Genomic DNA, 15,640 nt, shown 5'->3' on the forward strand with positions numbered 1-15,640 from the left:
AGCCGTGTGCTCCTATTGTTAATGTATTAGATGCAGGGTGGCGGTGATGTAAGCGCTATTTGTGCGATCGAGCGCTTTTACAGAACGGCGTCTCTCATTCAGCCGGCCTAGGTCCTTCTTACCGCTCCACTCTCGACTTTGTCGTACCAGAGCCGGGCATGCAGCATTGCCCACCCACGGGAGACGTAGCCCGTGGTCATCGCTGTCACACTTCCGGGGACCGTAAAGACAGCCATGTACACATGAAGGATGATCGCGCCGATGGTGATGAGGGCTGCGCCTTCGTGCACAAAGGCTACTAACGGCAGAGCCCAATGCCAACCCCTCGGGACGTACTCCGGCGCCCACATCACCAGACCCGACAAGATCAGTAGGATTGAGCCGTAAAACATGCCCCAGTAATAAATTTTCTGACCGGCATCATACTTGCCCTGAGGCGGCAGCAGATCGTCCTCGTTCTTGACGTAATACTTCACCTTATCCAGCCAGATGCGATCCTCTGAGCTGAGATTGAATTCGTCGCGCCAGAGCATGTGCATCCAGAAGATCCCCACCACAAAGAGAATGCCGATGATCGGATGCCAGAAACGCGCGGTCGGACCGCCACCCACCACGAATGCCAGCCAATACAAGTATGGCGTGAACAAGGCTAAGCCGGTCACCATGCAGTACACGTAGGTTCCCGCTGTGAACCAATGGCAGACGCGTTCTTCGGGCGTATAGCGAAGGATTTGATGCTCCTTCGGTCCTACATGCAAATGCGCTTCTTTACCGTTTGGCATCTTCTGTCTCCCGCATCTCTGCTTCCTTGGGTCCATAACGCAGGTAGTGGAGTGCTACTCCGACCACACCAAAAAACATTGCCAGCCCACCGAGCCACTTCAGCGGCCCCTTCCACACTTTGACCAGGAAAGGAATGCGTGGATTCGCGGGGAGGCCGCCATATTTTTCTGGGTTCTTGATGTCGTGCAGGACGTAAATCACATGCGTGCCGCCGACGCCATCGGGATCATAAACTCCGGCATCCTTAAAGGAAGTGTGTTCCCGCAATTGCTTCGCCCGCTGCTCCGCCAGCATCTTCATGTCTTCTTTGCTGCCGAAATGCAGGCAACCGGTGGGACAAGTCTTGATGCACGCTGGTTCCAACCCTGCGGAGACCCGATCCGAGCATAGCGTGCACTTAAATACCTTCTTCGTCTCTGGATTGAATTTGGGAATGTTGAATGGGCAGCCGGTCACGCAATACTGGCAGCCAATGCAGTTCTCCTGATTGAAATCGACAATACCGTTGGCGTATTGCACAATTGCGCCGTTCGCCGGGCATGCCTCCAGGCATCCAGGCTGTTCGCAATGCATGCACTGGTCCTTGCGCATCAGCCACTGGAAAGTCCCATCCGCCTCGGTGTGCTCATTGAAACGAATCAGGTTCCAGTAGTTCCAGGCCGTGTCCGGCATTGTCTGATACGTGTTGTCGAAGGTTGTGGGGCGGAAGGGGTATCCATTCCACTCCACGCAGGCCACCTCACAAGCCTTGCAACCGATGCAGGTGGTCACATCGATCAGCTTGCAAACGTCGTACTCGCGCGAAGCATCGCGTCCGGGCACCGGTCCGGCGTGACCCGAGATCGCCTTAACTTGGAGTGTTCCTGCTGCCATCGACCCCTCCCTAGACTCTCTCGAGTTTCACCAAAAAGCCCTTGAACTCTGGTGTGTAGGCGTTGGGATCAATCACTGCAGGCGAAAGCTGGTTGGCCAGCGTGCGAGCCGTCTTGCCCTCGTCCTCAGCAATGCCCCTGTAGCCCCAATGAATCGGTATCCCGATCTGATAAGTGGTTTTGCCATTGATTTGCATTGGCCGGATGCGGCGAGTCACCATGGCTTTCGCAATGTAGTCGCTGCGCGCGCTGGTCACCTTGACCTTTTCGCCCCCTCGAATGCCGAGTTTCTCCGCCAGTTCTACTGGTATCTCAACAAACGGCTCGGGAACCAGCTGCACGTTCATGGGGTTGTTCTTGGTCCAGTAGTGATAGTGTTCGGTCAGCCGATAAGTGGTGCAGACGATGTCATAACCCTGGGCCGGCGTGCCGTACTTATCCTCCGCCGACTTGAACTGCTTTGCGATCGGGTTATGGCTTTGCTGCGGGTGAAGGATGTTTTCGGTTGGGCTCTCGAAAACTTCGTAGTGCTCAGGGAACGGACCGTCAGCTACCGCACCGATGGGAACGAACAGTCGAGCCACCCCTTCCGGATTCATAATGAAGGGACCCATGTGATCGGCCGGCTTGGAATCTGGCTTGAAGTCAGGAACGTCGTTGCCTACCCACTTCTGGGCTTTGTCGTCCCACCAGATTTGCCGCCGTGTAGGATCCCAGGGCTTACCATTCAGGTCGCACGACGCCCGGTTGTACATCACCCGGCGGTTCGCCGGCCACGACCACGCCCAGTTAGGATAAATTCCCAAGCCGGACGGATCGTCCGTTCCCCGCCGCTGGAGCATAGGTCCGGCTTCGGTCCAGGAGCCGGAGAACAACCAATTGCCACACAGCGTTGATCCGTCATCCCGCAAGAACGCGAACCCGGGCAGCTGCTGTCCGGCTTTGATCGTAGTGTTTGTGGCAGGATCTGTAACATCCGCCAGTGCCTTTCCGTTCAGTTCTTTCGCAATTTCCGCCAGTGACGGATTGAGAGGAGTCGTGTACTTCCAGGAGGCATTTAGAATCGGATCCGGGAATTTGCCGCCTTCCTTCTGATATAGCTCGCGTACTTTCAGGAAAATGCGTGCCAGGATTTCCTGGTCCAGCTTGGCTTCCCCTGGCGGGGGCACCGCAACGTACTTCCATTGCAGCCAGCGGGCAGAGTTGACGAAAGTACCGTCCTTTTCTGCGAAACCCGCACCTGGCAAGCGGTAAACAGTCGTGTTAATCTGCTTCATCTGCTCGGGCGTGGTACCGGGTGCACGCCAGAATTCGCTGGTTTCGTCGGGATAGATTTCGCAGACCACCAGCCAATCGGACTTTCTCAGGGCGGCGATGTTCTTCTCGGAGTTCGGTCCGATGGCGACGCCGTTCATGCCAAACGCCATTAGCCCCTTCACCTTGCCCGCATACATTCCGTCCCAGATTTCGGTGACTGAGTAATTACGGTCAATCTTCGGCAGGTAGTTGAAACAGAAATCGCTTTCCTTCTGTGCCGCGTCCCCGTAAAGCGCCTTCAACAGTGAGACTGCAAAGCGTGGACTATTCGACCAGTAGTTGAAGGAGTCCCACTCGTGTGGCTTTGCCGGTTTTACGGTCACGCGGCTGAGATAAGTCTTCAGGTCGACATCGTTCGGGTTCGGAACTTTCAGGTAGCCGGGAAGCAGGTCGAATACACCCGCCATGTCAGTAGCACCCTGAATGTTCGAGTGTCCGCGCAGGGCGTTCACTCCTCCTCCTGCCCGCCCTATGTTGCCTAGCAGCAGCTGCAGCATGCAGGCGGCGCGAATCGTCTGTGTTCCGGAGCTGTGCTGCGTCCATCCGACGGCATAGATGATGGTCCCCACCTTCCTGGTATCGCCGTCCTTGCGGATGGATGTGAACAGGTCGGCTGCCTTCAGGAATTGATCCTTGGGAATGCCCGTGATGCGCTCCACGACCTCCGGCGTATAGCGTGAGTACTGCTGCTTCAGCAATTGATATACGCAGCGCGGATGCTGGAGTGTTACATCGTAGGCAATGTTCTCTGGCAATGCCGGCGGCGGTGGGGTGGCCGCCTGGTACCCGTGAGGAGCCTTTGGATTCGACGGCGTCGCTGCTCCACCCGCGGCTTCGTAGTTCCAGGTTGTCCGGTCATAGTTGCGCTTTTCTGGATCCCAACCCGAATAGAGACCGTCCTCGGGAAGCTTGAAGCCTTCTTTAATAATGAAAGATGCATTGGTGTAGTTGACGAGGTAATCGTGGTGGACGCGGTTGTTCTGCAGAAGGTAGTTGATGAACACGCCGAGCAGTGCAATGTCCGCTCCCGCCCGGATCTGCAGGAACAAATCGCTGACTGCGGCCGTCCGCGTGTAGCGCGGATCCACCACAATCATTTTGGCGTTGCGAGTGCGCTTTGCTTCAACCGGCCACTTGAATCCGCAAGGATGGTTCTCCGCTGGATTCCCACCCATGATCAACATCATGTCGGTGTTCTTGATGTCGATCCAGCCGTTCGTCATTGCCCCACGTCCGAATGTTGGTCCCAAACTTGAGACCGTGGGGCCGTGTCAAACCCGTGCCTGGTTTTCGATGTAGCAGACCCCCAGGCTGCGCATGGCTTTTACGACCAGCCAGTTGAACTCGTTGGTGTCGGTGCAACCGCCCATAAACGCGATACTCTCGCAGCGGTTGACGGTACGACCCTGGGCGTCCTGATCAACGAATGTCGCGTCGCGGGTCTTCTTCACCCAGTGGCCGACCTCGTCAATCGCCTGATCCCAGGAGATATCTTCCCAGTGATCCGAACCGGGCCGCCTTACTTGCGGTTTCAGCAGGCGGCGGTCATTCAGGATGTCCTGGTAAAGCGATGCTCCTTTCGGACACAGCGTTCCACGATTGATGGGATGGTCGGGATCGCCCTCAACATGCACCACTTGAGCCGTTACGTTCTTGGCCTTGTCACCAATCGTGTGGATGATGACTCCGCAGCTCACAGAACAATACGGGCAAGTGGAATGCGTTTCGGTGGTGCGCGCGATCTTCAACTCCTGGACCTGGGCATACGCAGGCTGCAGATCGAAACCCAAGATGGAAGCGGCAGCGCCGCCGGCTCCGACTTTGATGAAATCTCGGCGATTGAAATTCATGATCGACATGTCTCCTGGGAGGTTGAGACAGATAGTGACGGAACAAGTGAAACGAAGGGAAATAGCAACTGAAGAGGATAGATAAAGCCAATGGAGAAAATGCCGCCAGGTAGTGCCACGTTCCTCACCCCGGAACAGCTTTTTTCCAACCGACTGAAGCAGGTAATGCTAGCACAAAGTCTTCCCGGGTGCACCAGCGTCCTTGAAAGGGCGCTGATGCAAGTCTATTTGCCAGTATCGTAGGCCGATTTCCACTAGGCTTGCTCCTTCATGTATCCTTGCAGGAACCTCAGTAGCATTACGGCGATGTGCCGGTGTTCCGGATCGTTGCGCCGCTTCGATTTCTGAGATGCGGAGGATACCTGACCTGAGCTCTGACGATACTCTCTCCCGGCGAATCTTGAAGAGGACCTCCACACGCTATGCCCTGGCTATTTCAGCGGTCGGCGTGGCTCTAGTCTTGCGCTGGGCACTCACCCCTCTTATTGGCTCCTCCCTCCCTTTCATCACACTGCTTCCGGCAGTAACTTTCGCTGCTCTCTATTGCGGGGTTGGACCTTCCATGGCGGCTATCGTGGTGGGAATGTTTGGGCAGTACTGGGTCGCGGTACCCCGCTCCCTCTTCCCTGCTAGCTCTTCATCCACAACTGGTATGGCACTGTTCTTCCTCATGTCAGTTGTGATCGTTCTTATGGGAGAAAAGCATCGTCGGGATACTGTACGTCTGCACTTCGACTTAGGAACGTTGGAGAAACGGGTTACAGAACGTACCTTGGAACTTGACAAAGCTAATCAGAGTCTCCGGGAACTGACTGCAAGACTGCTGCAATTGCAGGATGACGAGAGGCGACGTATCGCGCGTGAATTGCACGACAGCGTAGGACAGATGCTGGCTGCCCTGACCATCAATCTCTCCACGGTGGAGAACGATATCGCCAGATTGGTGCAGACCGCAGGGACAATCAAAGATAGTGCTGACCTGGTGCAAGAGATGAATCGGGAGGTCCGCACGATTTCACACCTGCTGTATCCGCCCCTACTTGACGAGGCAGGGCTGCCGGCCGCGCTTCGTATGTATACCGAAGGCTTCGCGCAACGCAGCGGCCTGGCCGTCGACTTGGACCTCCCCAAGGACTTCGGTCGGCTACCTCGGGAACAGGAGACTGCAATTTTTCGTGTGGTGCAGGAAGCGCTCATCAACATCCACCGTCACTCAAACAGTCCCAGTGCCCGGGTCCGCCTGACTCGCTCTGCAAACGAGGTCGGACTCGAGGTTGAGGACGTGGGAAAAGGAATTCCGCCAGACAAGCAGGCGGAGATGAACTCGGCTGGATCGACCGGCGTCGGGATTCGGGGAATGCGCGAAAGGCTGCACCAGCTGGGCGGGAGTCTGGAAATTAACTCCAACAGCGGTCGCAAGGGGACGGTCATTGTAGCGCGTCTGCCGATAATCAAGTCAGTGGCATCTACCCAGCAGGCCGAGGACATGGGGAGTGCGCGCATCTCCGCCTGAAGTCATACCTAGACACCAGCAACCAGTTGTCACCCCGAGTCTTTAGATGCGCTCTCGGCCCTCCGAAGGCCACGAGAGGACCATAAGGGCCTTACCCTTCGCCCTCCTTTGGCGGATGGAGGGCGGCGCATCTTTGACGGAGAAGAGAGCGGGTGGCTTTGGATGCGCATGAGCTTCACCGGCAGCAGTCGCATCGTCACCCAACATCGTGATTGGGGTCACAGGCGGCGCAAGAACGGCAGGGTATGCTCCAGATGAAATTGAAATTCATTTTCATGTTCATCTTCCGCCAATTCATACCTGAGGTACGCCATGCCGCGACTTCTTTTACTGTTCCTGCTCTTCTCAGCCACGGCCCTTCCCCTGACCGCGGCCGGTTCGGATAACGCCGACGCTAATCCGGCTCCAACACCCGCCCTGGCCCAACCCATCTCACCCAACAGCGATGAGAATAGCCCAATTCAGGACAACAGCTTCCTCGTCGAGGAAGCCTATAACCAGGAAGACGGTGTCATTCAGCACATTTTCACGTTCCAGCGATGGGCGAGCAGCGGCGACTGGCTTTTCACGCAGACGGACGAGTGGCCACTCCGAAATCTCAAGCACCAACTAAGTCTAACGGTCGCGGCGGCCCATGCCGGCTCTATCCCCGGCTCCGACGCAGGCTGGGGAGATACGGCGGTGAACTATCGCTATCAACTGCTTGGCAATGGAGAGGTACAACTGGCGATAGCGCCGCGCCTGTCAGTGCTGCTGCCCACTGGCAACAGCACGCTCGGACGGGGCAGTGGAGGCATAGGCTTGCAAACCAATATCCCGGTGAGCATCGTGTTGAACAAGCGGCTCGTAACGCACTGGAACGCCGGAGCTACATGGGTGTCGCGGTCTCGCAATCCGTTGGGTCAGTCAGCCCCGGCCGTGAGCGTCAACCTGGGTCAATCATTTGTTTGGCTCGCGGCCAAACGGTTTAATGCCTTGCTGGAAACAGTGTGGACCTCAACTGAAAACGTTATAGGCACGAGCAAGACTATACGTTCTCCGACTGCGTATGTCAGTCCTGGCATACGCTGGGCGTACAACTGCAGGAACGGGCTGCAAGTTGTTCCCGGAGTGGGTCTCCCGATCGGAGTAGGACCGAGCGCGGGCGAGAAAGGCTTGATTGTCTATTTGAGCTTTGAGCATCCGTTCGCCTGGGCGCGTTCGCGTTAAGCGATGCGGCGTAGAGATCGACGGCCTGGTCTGAATTCGGCGGATGAATCTGCCCGCGCAATACGGAAACACCCTTCAAAAGATATTGGATCTTGGAGCCTGTGAAATAAGGATCCAACACCAACCCGGTATTGGCTCGGATCAGCTCCTCATGGCCAGCCCGCTTCAACTGCTCGCAAATCCCCGCACTGATACGGCTTTGCCAGACGATAGCGTTATTGACCGGCCGTCCGGATTGCCGCTCCCACAGGATCCCTGTCTCACGCTGATTACCGATGCCGATGGCAGCGAATCTGCGGGGCGCTGATGCCCGCCGCTGCCAGCGCTGCTCGTCCCACTTGGAGCTCCAGGGACCAGGATTTGCTCCGGGTCGTGCTCGACATGACCCGGCGACGGAAATCTGAGGAAACTCTTGCTGGGCTCGCGAAACGATAGCTCCATCATGATCAAAGACGATGGCGCGGCTGGACCTAGTGCCCTGATCAGGTGCAAGGATGCAGCGGTTCACGCCAATACTGTTCGACACGGCAGTTTAAAGGTACATCACTGGACGAGAGTGCGGAGTGTCCCCGTACTGCTACCGAGCCGGCGGAACTCTTGGAGCGCCTTTCTTAGCGAAAATTAATACTTCCTCAAATTGAGCCCCACGCCTGCTGATCCACGGAAGACGGCAGATGCCTTGAAGTTGATGCATTCCCACAAACGGAAATTCCCTGCGGCCTTGATGCACCACTTGAGCTTTCAATGATTTGTGTTCTCATCACGACGTGCCACACTGTTGCAAACCGCACGACGGAATCAGCTTCGCTTGGATTGAAGTGCCGCAGGATCGGCCCCCGGGAGTCACCGTTTCGCAGTGGTAACGAGTTTGCATGCAGAATTTCCGATATTGAGGCGCCACTCAGGGGCTCACAACTATTTATGGTCGAAATCAGTAACGCATTGCCCGCGCTCAAACAACGCATCCGTCGCATTCTCGGCCCTCGAATTGAACTTGTCTTGATGAATAGCTCCGGGCTGGACCAGATTGAGGGTCAGCTGGCCTCTTTTGAGCAAGCGACGTTGGAACTGACCATGCTGGCCAGGCTTGCGATGCCGTTTGGCGGAAAATTGGAGATTGAAACAGCCAACCTGGAGTTGGAACAGCCGGTGCTTTTGAGCAATACCACATTGCACCCGGGCAGGTATGTGCTGATGGAGATGATCTGCCTTCGTTCGCGCCCTGCGGCCGAACTCCTCCGCTGGGGATTGGATCCCGATCCCAAGCTGCGAGGCTTTGACGATTCCGGAATTCGTATCGCGCGCGAAATCTTTGGCAGTGGCGGAGCAACTCTGTGCGAGTATAACGAGCCAGGTAGATCCCTGAGGTTTCGTGTTTATCTACCCAGCTGCGCGACTTCAGTCTATTCAGGTGGTCTCTGCACAATGCTCGAAGAGGAAGATCGAAGGCCGACGATCCTGCTCGTCGAAGACGAGGGTTTCGTACGCAATGTAGCCTGTGAAATTCTGCAAACGGCCGGCTATCACGTCATTAGTGCCCGCAGCGGCACGGAAGCACTGCAATTGTTCCACGAGCGGGGCCGGCGAATAAGTCTATTGGTGACCGATGTAATCATGCCTGGGATGAACGGACCTGACTTAGCGGAGAAGCTCGCTGCAATGCAGCCGGGATTGAAAACCATCTATATGTCAGGTTATACGGATAATGCCGTCCTGCGCGATGGAGCACAGCAAGCCGGTGTTGTGTATCTGCAAAAACCGTTCACTCTGAATGCGCTTACCGGCGTAGTGCGGGAAGCCCTTGCTCAATCCGCGGCTTAAGATTCTCTTTTGTGCTAGGCCCGGTACTCATCCACCCGACCTTAACTTCTCAGCTGTTCACCGAAGCCGGTAGAGGACACTTACCAACTTGTGGACATCTTTCGTGTAAACGTCCATTTCTTCTACAAAGCGATTCCAGTTCAGGATGCGGGCTGAGGGACATGATTCCCGCAACATTACGGCTGCCCGATCGGATAGCCAGTTCAGCGTTAGTTTTTCATCGTACCCGTAGCCGAGATTGCGCATGCGACAAAGACGGTCGCTCAAACTTACAAGTGCAACCAGATCGCGGCTACTTCCTTGCGGGGGATCTGCATGATGATGTCCGCGAATGGCTTCCACCAGGTCCGGTGCCAACCTCCATTTTTCTGCCAGCAACTCGCCGCTGAGACAATGGGTGAAGCCTAGTGCGTCCTCTTCTACCTGGTGTACAGGTATCTGTTGCAGCTGAGCTAACCCGATGGCATCGATAAACTTCTCTGGAAAGAGGCAGAGGTTTACGATGAAGCCGACATCGTGCAAAAGACCGGCCAGGTAGGCTTCCTCAGGATCGCGATATCCGATTCTCTTAGCGAGCTTACGAGATACCAGAGCGCAAGCGAGGGAGTGCTCCCATAACAAAATAGGGTCGAAGGTTTGATCCACATTAGGCAATAGTTTCAGGACACAGCAAGAGAGAGCGATACCTTGCATGCGCTGGATGCCAAGCGCGATCACGGCTCCCCGAATGGTAGTAATGGTTTGCCAGCGTCCCCCTTCGAGGAACTTTGCCAGCTGCTGCGGGTCGGACTTCTGCAACGAGTCCAGCTTGCTTGCGCTCAGTTCCTGGGTGCGGGAAACCTGCTCGAGAAGTGCTTTCGCTCCGTCATCCCCAAAGGCCTTTACCAGCAGGCGGGTGGCGTATTCCGTGCCCCCGTGCGCCAAGTATTCCTGGGTCAGGGTGAGCTTCTGGTATTCCTCCAGCACTGCTAGGCCCGCCTGCGGAGGAATACGCCCGAGTTCGCCCACTGCCGCGGTGAGCCGCTGCACCTCTTGCTCCGGCAGTTGGCGATATACGCTGCTGGCGGCATCCTCTCCCAGCAACACCAAGAGGATCGCTGCCTTCTCCAGACCGCTCGGAGATGCCGTATGAGAGCTCATTCGCTATCCTGGATCCAGCTCTCCACTAGGCGGCTGGCAGCGGCGGGCTCGACCTTCACCTTCTCCGCCAATTGCCGCTTCAAGCCTGCAAATCGCCGTGCTTCTGCAGGTTGCTCCGGCAAATCGTATTTTTCTCGACCGGTAGCCTCGATGATGGGAGGAGTTCCAGGTTCGCCTGGCTCCGGTTCAGGCGCCAGCTTGGCCCGGGCCAGGCGGGTAGGCAACTCTCGAAATGCGGCGAGTACCTGTTTCTTGATCGGCCGCAACATCGCCAGGTACACGGCCATGAAGAGCAGAGCTACTGCGCCATAGCGCAGCACGCCGGACCAGCGAACCAGGTGCACTCGTACCTGTTCCATCCGCGAAGGCGGAGCCGGCGCTTCCGGAGCTGTTTCCTGAAAGGAGAGATTCTCGACCGCCAGCAGGTCTCCCCGGCTGCTGTCCACTCCAATAGCTGCTGCCGCCAGTTGCTCGATGTTTTTTAACTCTTCGGGCGTGCGCTTGCGTCGCACCTGGGTAGCTTGTCCATTTTCGGTTTTGCTCTCCAGTGCATCGTCGATCAGCACGGCCGCGGCTATGCGTCGCAAGCGTCCCGCCGGTTGCACTGTGTGCCGCACCAGCCTGCTGACTACGTAGGTTCCGCTCTCCGAGTGCGAGCTCTGTCGATCCTGTGTATTGGCGGCAACCGTCGCCCCCGCGCCCGCGGCTCCCGGGACGTTACTGGCAGTTCCGGGAACTCCGCCCGCCGCCACGCCGCCGGAACTTTCCTCCGAGCGCTGCATCGTGACCGCTACGGCAGACTTGGGATCGTAGGTTTCCTGCGTATCCTCGCTGGAACTCATGTCATATTCCACCCGTACCGCCGCCCGCACCCGGCCCGGTCCCACCACCGGCGTCAGAGTGGCAACCAGACGGCTTGCCAGTTGCTCCCCTAAATCATGGGCGCTGCCTGCGAAGGCCCCTGTGCTGTCCCCGATTCCGGCCAGTACAGCATAGTTCCCATCCGCATCCATAATGGTGACGTTCTCGGGGCGGATTCCGTCGACGGCGCTGGCCACCAGTTGCGCGATGCCGAATTGAGTTTCGCTGGAAAGCCGCCCGCTACGAGTCTTAAGAATGACTGCAGCCTTGCCCTGCCTCTCCCGCTCGCTGAAGAGCGATTCCTGCGGCAGCACCAGATGGACTCGTACCGCTTGCACCTCGCTCAGGCTTGCCAGAGTCCGCTCCAACTCGCCTTCCAGGGCCCGCTGATAATTGACTTTTTCCGTGAATTCCGTGCCCAACCAGTTGGGAGAGTCGAAGATCTCAAAGCCCAACCGGCCATTCTTTGGCAGTCCCTGAGCGGCGGTCTCCAATCGCGCTTGGTCCAAGCGGTCGGACGGGACCAGCACGCTGGCGCCGTCGGGGGAGATCTCATATCGGATATTTCGCCCGGCCAGTTTCTCGCCTAGCGATCGCGCCTCGTCCGGCTTCAATCCCGAGTACAGCGTACGGTAATCGGGCTGGCCAATCAGTCTCACAAACAGCCACAGGGTAATTCCCACCAGCAGCGCTCCGCCCACGATCGTCATGCGCTGGGTGAGGGACAACCCGGCCACGAATTCTCGGACCTCCTTCAGCCCCAGATTGGCTTCCTTCTCTTCCATCAACCCTCATCTACAACATGATCAATGCTCGTCTCAGCGAGTGCTTCCGAAACCACCGCGCCTGCACCCTCAGAACTGCAACCGGGCAATTTCCTGATACGCCGCCACCACCTTGTTACGGACCTGCAACATGAGCTGGAAGGACAAATCTGCTTTCTCAACGGCAATCATGGCGCTATGCACCTCCGCTCCTTTCCCGGCAAGCACAGCGGCAACGTTCTCCTCTGCCCCCTGGTGCAGCTGATCGACTTCGCCGATAGCCGCCTGCAGTACATCTCCAAATCCGCGCTCTCGATCGGAAGGTCGGGGAGCCGCAGCGGGCTCAATGTCCGCGGGCAGGATTCGGAGTGGCGTGACAGTGTTGCTCATAGTTCATTTCCCGCCTGGCTCAGCGTAGCAACTCGATCGATTGCTGTATCATCTGCTTGGTCGCCTGTACTGCCGAGGAGTTCAATTCGTAGGCGCGCACCGCGCTCATCAAGTCAGCCATTTCCGCGACTGGATTGATCCCGGGAAATGCTACGTAGCCCTGTGCGTTGGCGTCAGGATGCGAGGGATCGAAATGCATTTCCGGTGGTGAAGGGTCGGTTAGTACTGCTGCGACCCGCACTCCCTGACTCACCTGGCGGCTGTGAAATGCTGCCTCGATCAGGCGCGGAAATCCGCCTACGACCTGCGACTGGAAAACCACTTGTTTCCGCCGGTACGGACCCCCCTGCGGCGTGCGCGTAGTCTCCGCGTTAGCCATGTTTACTGCTACGACCTCGGCCCGCAGCCTCTCCGCCCCCAGCGCCGATCCGCTTACCTCCAGCATCCCGAACAGGTTCATCTCTACCTCCCTTCGTTGATGGCGCTTAGAAGACGGTGGAATTCGGCGCGCAACAATTCTGTGGCCATGCGATAGCGCAGCTGGTTGTCTGACAGCAACAGACTCTCCCGCTCCAGACTGACGTTATTTCCGTCGGGTCGCTCGACTAATCCCTTCACCTGGCGTATTGGGGGATGCTCTGCCACTGACGAATAGATTTGTGCTTTACCCAACTCTGCCTGAAAATCGATGTCGCGCGTGCGATATCCTGGAGTATCGACGTTCGCCATGTTGCTGCTGATCAGGCCGTGGCGCATTGCCGCTAAATCGAGCGCCCGGGTAAGCGTGACAATTTCGGGAGTGTCAATCAGGCTCATGCATATCGCCTCGCCAGTTGGTAGTCACGAATCTTGTTTCTCACGGTGCGGATGCTGACGCCCAGCATCTTGGCGGTCAGGGAACGATTTCCCGAAGTCGCTTCCAAAGTCAGCTCCAGCAGGCGCTTTTCCGCGTCTCTCAACGAGAGCCCGGCCCGCAAGGCATCCTCAGGTGCACTCCCAAGCTGAAACTCTCTGCCGCGCAAAGCCTCCACGCCGATCTCTGGCCCGGGAGAGAGCACCAAGGCGCGGCGAATCACATTCTCTAACTCCCGCACGTTGCCCGGCCATGAGTGCTGGCTCAACCGCTCCAGGAATTCTGAGCTAAATCGCTTCTCCGCTCTACGGCCTACGCCGCCATACCGCAAGCGGAAGTGGTCTGCGAGGAGGGGAATGTCGCTCCGTCGCGCCCGCAGAGGAGGCAACGTCAGGGGAATGACGTTAAGCCGGTAATACAGGTCGGCGCGGAAATCTCCTTCTTCCACCACTTTCTCCAGGCAACGATTAGTAGTGGCAATGACCCGCACTTCTACGCGCACAGTTCGTGAGTCTCCCAGGCGCATGAACTCGCGTTCCTGCAGAACCCGCAGCAGTTTGGGCTGCAGGCTGAGAGGCATTTCACCGATCTCATCGAGCAGCAGGGTTCCGCCGTTGGCGATCTCGAATTTGCCTGGTCGGGCATCGATCGCGCCCGTGTAAGCGCCACGTGCATGACCAAACAGTTCGCTCTCCAGCAGAGCTTCCGGAACCGCTGCGCAGTTCACGGCGACGAAGGCCCGATTGCGCTGCGCACTGCAGTCATGGATATAACGCGCCAATAACTCTTTGCCAGTGCCGCTCTCGGCTTGGATCAGGATATCGGCGCTGGTCGCGGATATCTGACGCGCCAGATCGAGCACCTCAAGCAGCGCCGGCGATTGGCCGATAAGTGCGCTAGCCACGGGCACGGCAGCGGAGGAATGAGAAGCAAGGATGACTTCTCGCCCCGCAGCGTTGGGGAAGGGTATGGACTCGACTGACATCAACAAACAAGGGTGCAAGGAAGTTGCCAAGCCAGCTGCCGACGGCTAAGTTTTCTCTAAGCCCACCCGCTCTAGGATCTCCCGCCGCACAGGTGGAATCTTGGAGAAATAAATATGTTCCGACCTGATCTCCGATCCGCCCTCCACCAGCAACCATGCTCGTTCCACCACATGCATTAGCTCGCGCACATTCCCCGGCCAGGTATGCCTCAGCAATAGTTCAATCGCGCGCGAAGAAAAGCCCAAGCGACCTCCGCTATAGATCGCCAGGAAGTGTTCCGCCAGCCGCAGAATGTCTTCTTTGCGCTCGCACAAGGGTGGAATCGAGATGGGAAATACTGCCAGGCGGAAATAAAGGTCGTCGCGAAACTGACGATCCGCCACTCGCTGTGCCAGTTCGGCGTTGGTGGCCGCCACCACCCTCACATCCACGCGAAATACATCTGTGCTGCCCAGCCGCTGAACCTCACCTTGTTCCAGGAAACGGAGCAGCTTGGCCTGCAGTCCAATCGGCAACTCTCCCACTTCATCCAGAAACAGCGTCCCTCCGTGAGCGGCGTGAATTCGTCCAACCCGCGACTGCACAGCTCCGGTAAACGCCCCTTTCACGTAGCCGAACAACTCCGCTTCCAGAAGCGCTTCCGGAATAGCGGCGCAGTTGATCACCGCAAACGGACGGGCTGAACGCGGACTCAATTCGTGTATCGCTCGCGCCACCAATTCTTTGCCGGTCCCTGTCGGGCCAGTCAGCAGCACCGTGGAACTCCGCGGCGCTACCAGCCGGGCCAAACGCGCCACCTGGAGCATGGCCGGGGTCTGCCCCACCATCCCAGATAAGGGCTCGATGGTGATCGCAAAAGAGTCTGCCGCGCGAGAGAGCTCCCTCTCTGGGGGAACCTGCAAGAGTTCCAAACTACCCACGGCGGACCTCGCACCGGGTGTCCTCGTCTCCGAATCCAGAACCGTGACCTGTACTCCAGGGAAACGTGTGCGGATCAGGTCACTGAGTTCTTCAGCGTCCAGGTCGGGCAGCCGACTGTCGAGAAGAACCGTGCGGCAATCGCTGGCCTCCAGCTTGGCCAGGGCATCCGCTCCACCTTGGGCCAATTCTATTGGGCAGCGATTGTTCAAGGCAGCCAGCATCTGCTCACGAAAAGTCACGCTGGCACTGGCCACCAGCACGGGAACCGAGGAGTCCGAAAACGCGGGAAGAGTCGCCATGAATAGAGATTTCTAACCAAAGAGAATTAGAAAACTATAAAGCGGGGATTAGAAATTTCTG

General features: G+C 57.4%; 13 protein-coding genes. 3 read left to right on the forward strand and 10 right to left on the reverse strand.

Going from position 1 to position 15,640, the window contains the following annotated elements:
• Positions 1-107: 107 nt before the first annotated feature.
• Genes VEG30_08235 through fdnG form a run of 3 tightly spaced genes read right to left on the reverse strand, consistent with a single transcriptional unit; the run spans position 108 to position 4,822 of the window.
• Positions 108-782 carry a formate dehydrogenase subunit gamma gene (locus VEG30_08235; GenBank protein ID HXZ79902.1) on the reverse strand — a complete coding sequence of 225 codons (675 nt, stop codon included), beginning with the start codon at positions 780-782 and terminating at the stop codon, positions 108-110.
• Positions 769-1,656, reverse strand: coding sequence for a formate dehydrogenase subunit beta (gene fdxH, locus VEG30_08240; protein ID HXZ79903.1), 888 nt, complete (start codon positions 1,654-1,656; stop codon positions 769-771). Before fdxH ends, VEG30_08235 begins: the two co-directional genes overlap by 14 nt.
• Before the next feature lie 10 nt (positions 1,657-1,666).
• Entirely contained in the window at positions 1,667-4,822 is a 3,156-nt protein-coding gene (fdnG, locus tag VEG30_08245) for a formate dehydrogenase-N subunit alpha (GenBank protein HXZ79904.1), read from the reverse strand.
• 400 nt (positions 4,823-5,222) lie between these two features.
• On the opposite strand from fdnG, the gene VEG30_08250 reads away from it, so the two are divergent.
• From VEG30_08250 to VEG30_08260, 3 genes are all read left to right on the forward strand, one after another.
• Positions 5,223-6,335: a sensor histidine kinase gene (locus tag VEG30_08250; protein HXZ79905.1), complete on the forward strand. Its 1,113-nt coding sequence runs from the start codon at positions 5,223-5,225 to the stop codon at positions 6,333-6,335.
• A 312-nt stretch (positions 6,336-6,647) separates the two neighbouring features.
• Positions 6,648-7,544, forward strand: a complete 897-nt coding sequence (locus tag VEG30_08255; GenBank protein HXZ79906.1) for a transporter — start codon at positions 6,648-6,650, stop codon at positions 7,542-7,544.
• A 921-nt stretch (positions 7,545-8,465) separates the two neighbouring features.
• Complete coding sequence (locus VEG30_08260; protein HXZ79907.1) at positions 8,466-9,365, forward strand: response regulator; 900 nt, start codon at positions 8,466-8,468, stop codon at positions 9,363-9,365.
• Between the two features lie 57 nt (positions 9,366-9,422).
• Here the strand turns inward: VEG30_08260 and VEG30_08265 are convergent, their stop codons facing one another.
• The 7 genes from VEG30_08265 to VEG30_08295 form a co-directional block, all read right to left on the reverse strand.
• A complete protein-coding gene (locus VEG30_08265; protein ID HXZ79908.1) occupies positions 9,423-10,505 on the reverse strand; it encodes an HDOD domain-containing protein in 1,083 nt (360 codons plus the stop codon).
• Positions 10,502-12,151: a flagellar basal-body MS-ring/collar protein FliF gene (fliF, locus tag VEG30_08270; GenBank protein HXZ79909.1), complete on the reverse strand. Its 1,650-nt coding sequence runs from the start codon at positions 12,149-12,151 to the stop codon at positions 10,502-10,504. The genes VEG30_08265 and fliF overlap by 4 nt, the downstream gene beginning before the upstream one ends.
• Before the next feature lie 69 nt (positions 12,152-12,220).
• Positions 12,221-12,520, reverse strand: a complete 300-nt coding sequence (fliE, locus tag VEG30_08275; GenBank protein ID HXZ79910.1) for a flagellar hook-basal body complex protein FliE — start codon at positions 12,518-12,520, stop codon at positions 12,221-12,223.
• Positions 12,521-12,539: 19 nt separating this feature from the next.
• Positions 12,540-12,980 carry a flagellar basal body rod protein FlgC gene (flgC, locus tag VEG30_08280; protein HXZ79911.1) on the reverse strand — a complete coding sequence of 147 codons (441 nt, stop codon included), beginning with the start codon at positions 12,978-12,980 and terminating at the stop codon, positions 12,540-12,542.
• A 2-nt stretch (positions 12,981-12,982) separates the two neighbouring features.
• Positions 12,983-13,336, reverse strand: coding sequence for a flagellar basal body protein (locus tag VEG30_08285; GenBank protein ID HXZ79912.1), 354 nt, complete (start codon positions 13,334-13,336; stop codon positions 12,983-12,985).
• Positions 13,333-14,358 carry a sigma-54 dependent transcriptional regulator gene (locus VEG30_08290; GenBank protein HXZ79913.1) on the reverse strand — a complete coding sequence of 342 codons (1,026 nt, stop codon included), beginning with the start codon at positions 14,356-14,358 and terminating at the stop codon, positions 13,333-13,335. Before VEG30_08290 ends, VEG30_08285 begins: the two co-directional genes overlap by 4 nt.
• A 45-nt stretch (positions 14,359-14,403) precedes the next feature.
• Positions 14,404-15,579, reverse strand: a complete 1,176-nt coding sequence (locus tag VEG30_08295; protein HXZ79914.1) for a sigma-54 dependent transcriptional regulator — start codon at positions 15,577-15,579, stop codon at positions 14,404-14,406.
• Positions 15,580-15,640 lie beyond the last annotated feature (61 nt).

The organism is Terriglobales bacterium, from assembly GCA_035624455.1.
Classification (GTDB): domain Bacteria; phylum Acidobacteriota; class Terriglobia; order Terriglobales; family Acidobacteriaceae; genus DASPRM01.

Excerpts from the sequence above, each read along its gene's own strand:
- fdxH (HXZ79903.1), bottom strand. The coding sequence starts at position 1,656 with ATGGCAGCAGGAACACTCCAAGTTAAGGCGATCTCGGGTCACGCCGGA.
- VEG30_08265 (HXZ79908.1), bottom strand. The coding sequence starts at position 10,505 with ATGAGCTCTCATACGGCATCTCCGAGCGGTCTGGAGAAGGCAGCGATC.
- VEG30_08285 (HXZ79912.1), bottom strand. The coding sequence starts at position 13,336 with ATGAGCCTGATTGACACTCCCGAAATTGTCACGCTTACCCGGGCGCTC.
- fliE (HXZ79910.1), bottom strand. The coding sequence starts at position 12,520 with ATGAGCAACACTGTCACGCCACTCCGAATCCTGCCCGCGGACATTGAG.
- VEG30_08235 (HXZ79902.1), bottom strand. The coding sequence starts at position 782 with ATGCCAAACGGTAAAGAAGCGCATTTGCATGTAGGACCGAAGGAGCAT.
- flgC (HXZ79911.1), bottom strand. The coding sequence starts at position 12,980 with ATGAACCTGTTCGGGATGCTGGAGGTAAGCGGATCGGCGCTGGGGGCG.
- VEG30_08290 (HXZ79913.1), bottom strand. The coding sequence starts at position 14,358 with ATGTCAGTCGAGTCCATACCCTTCCCCAACGCTGCGGGGCGAGAAGTC.
- VEG30_08260 (HXZ79907.1), top strand. The coding sequence starts at position 8,466 with ATGGTCGAAATCAGTAACGCATTGCCCGCGCTCAAACAACGCATCCGT.
- fliF (HXZ79909.1), bottom strand. The coding sequence starts at position 12,151 with ATGGAAGAGAAGGAAGCCAATCTGGGGCTGAAGGAGGTCCGAGAATTC.
- VEG30_08255 (HXZ79906.1), top strand. The coding sequence starts at position 6,648 with ATGCCGCGACTTCTTTTACTGTTCCTGCTCTTCTCAGCCACGGCCCTT.
- VEG30_08295 (HXZ79914.1), bottom strand. The coding sequence starts at position 15,579 with ATGGCGACTCTTCCCGCGTTTTCGGACTCCTCGGTTCCCGTGCTGGTG.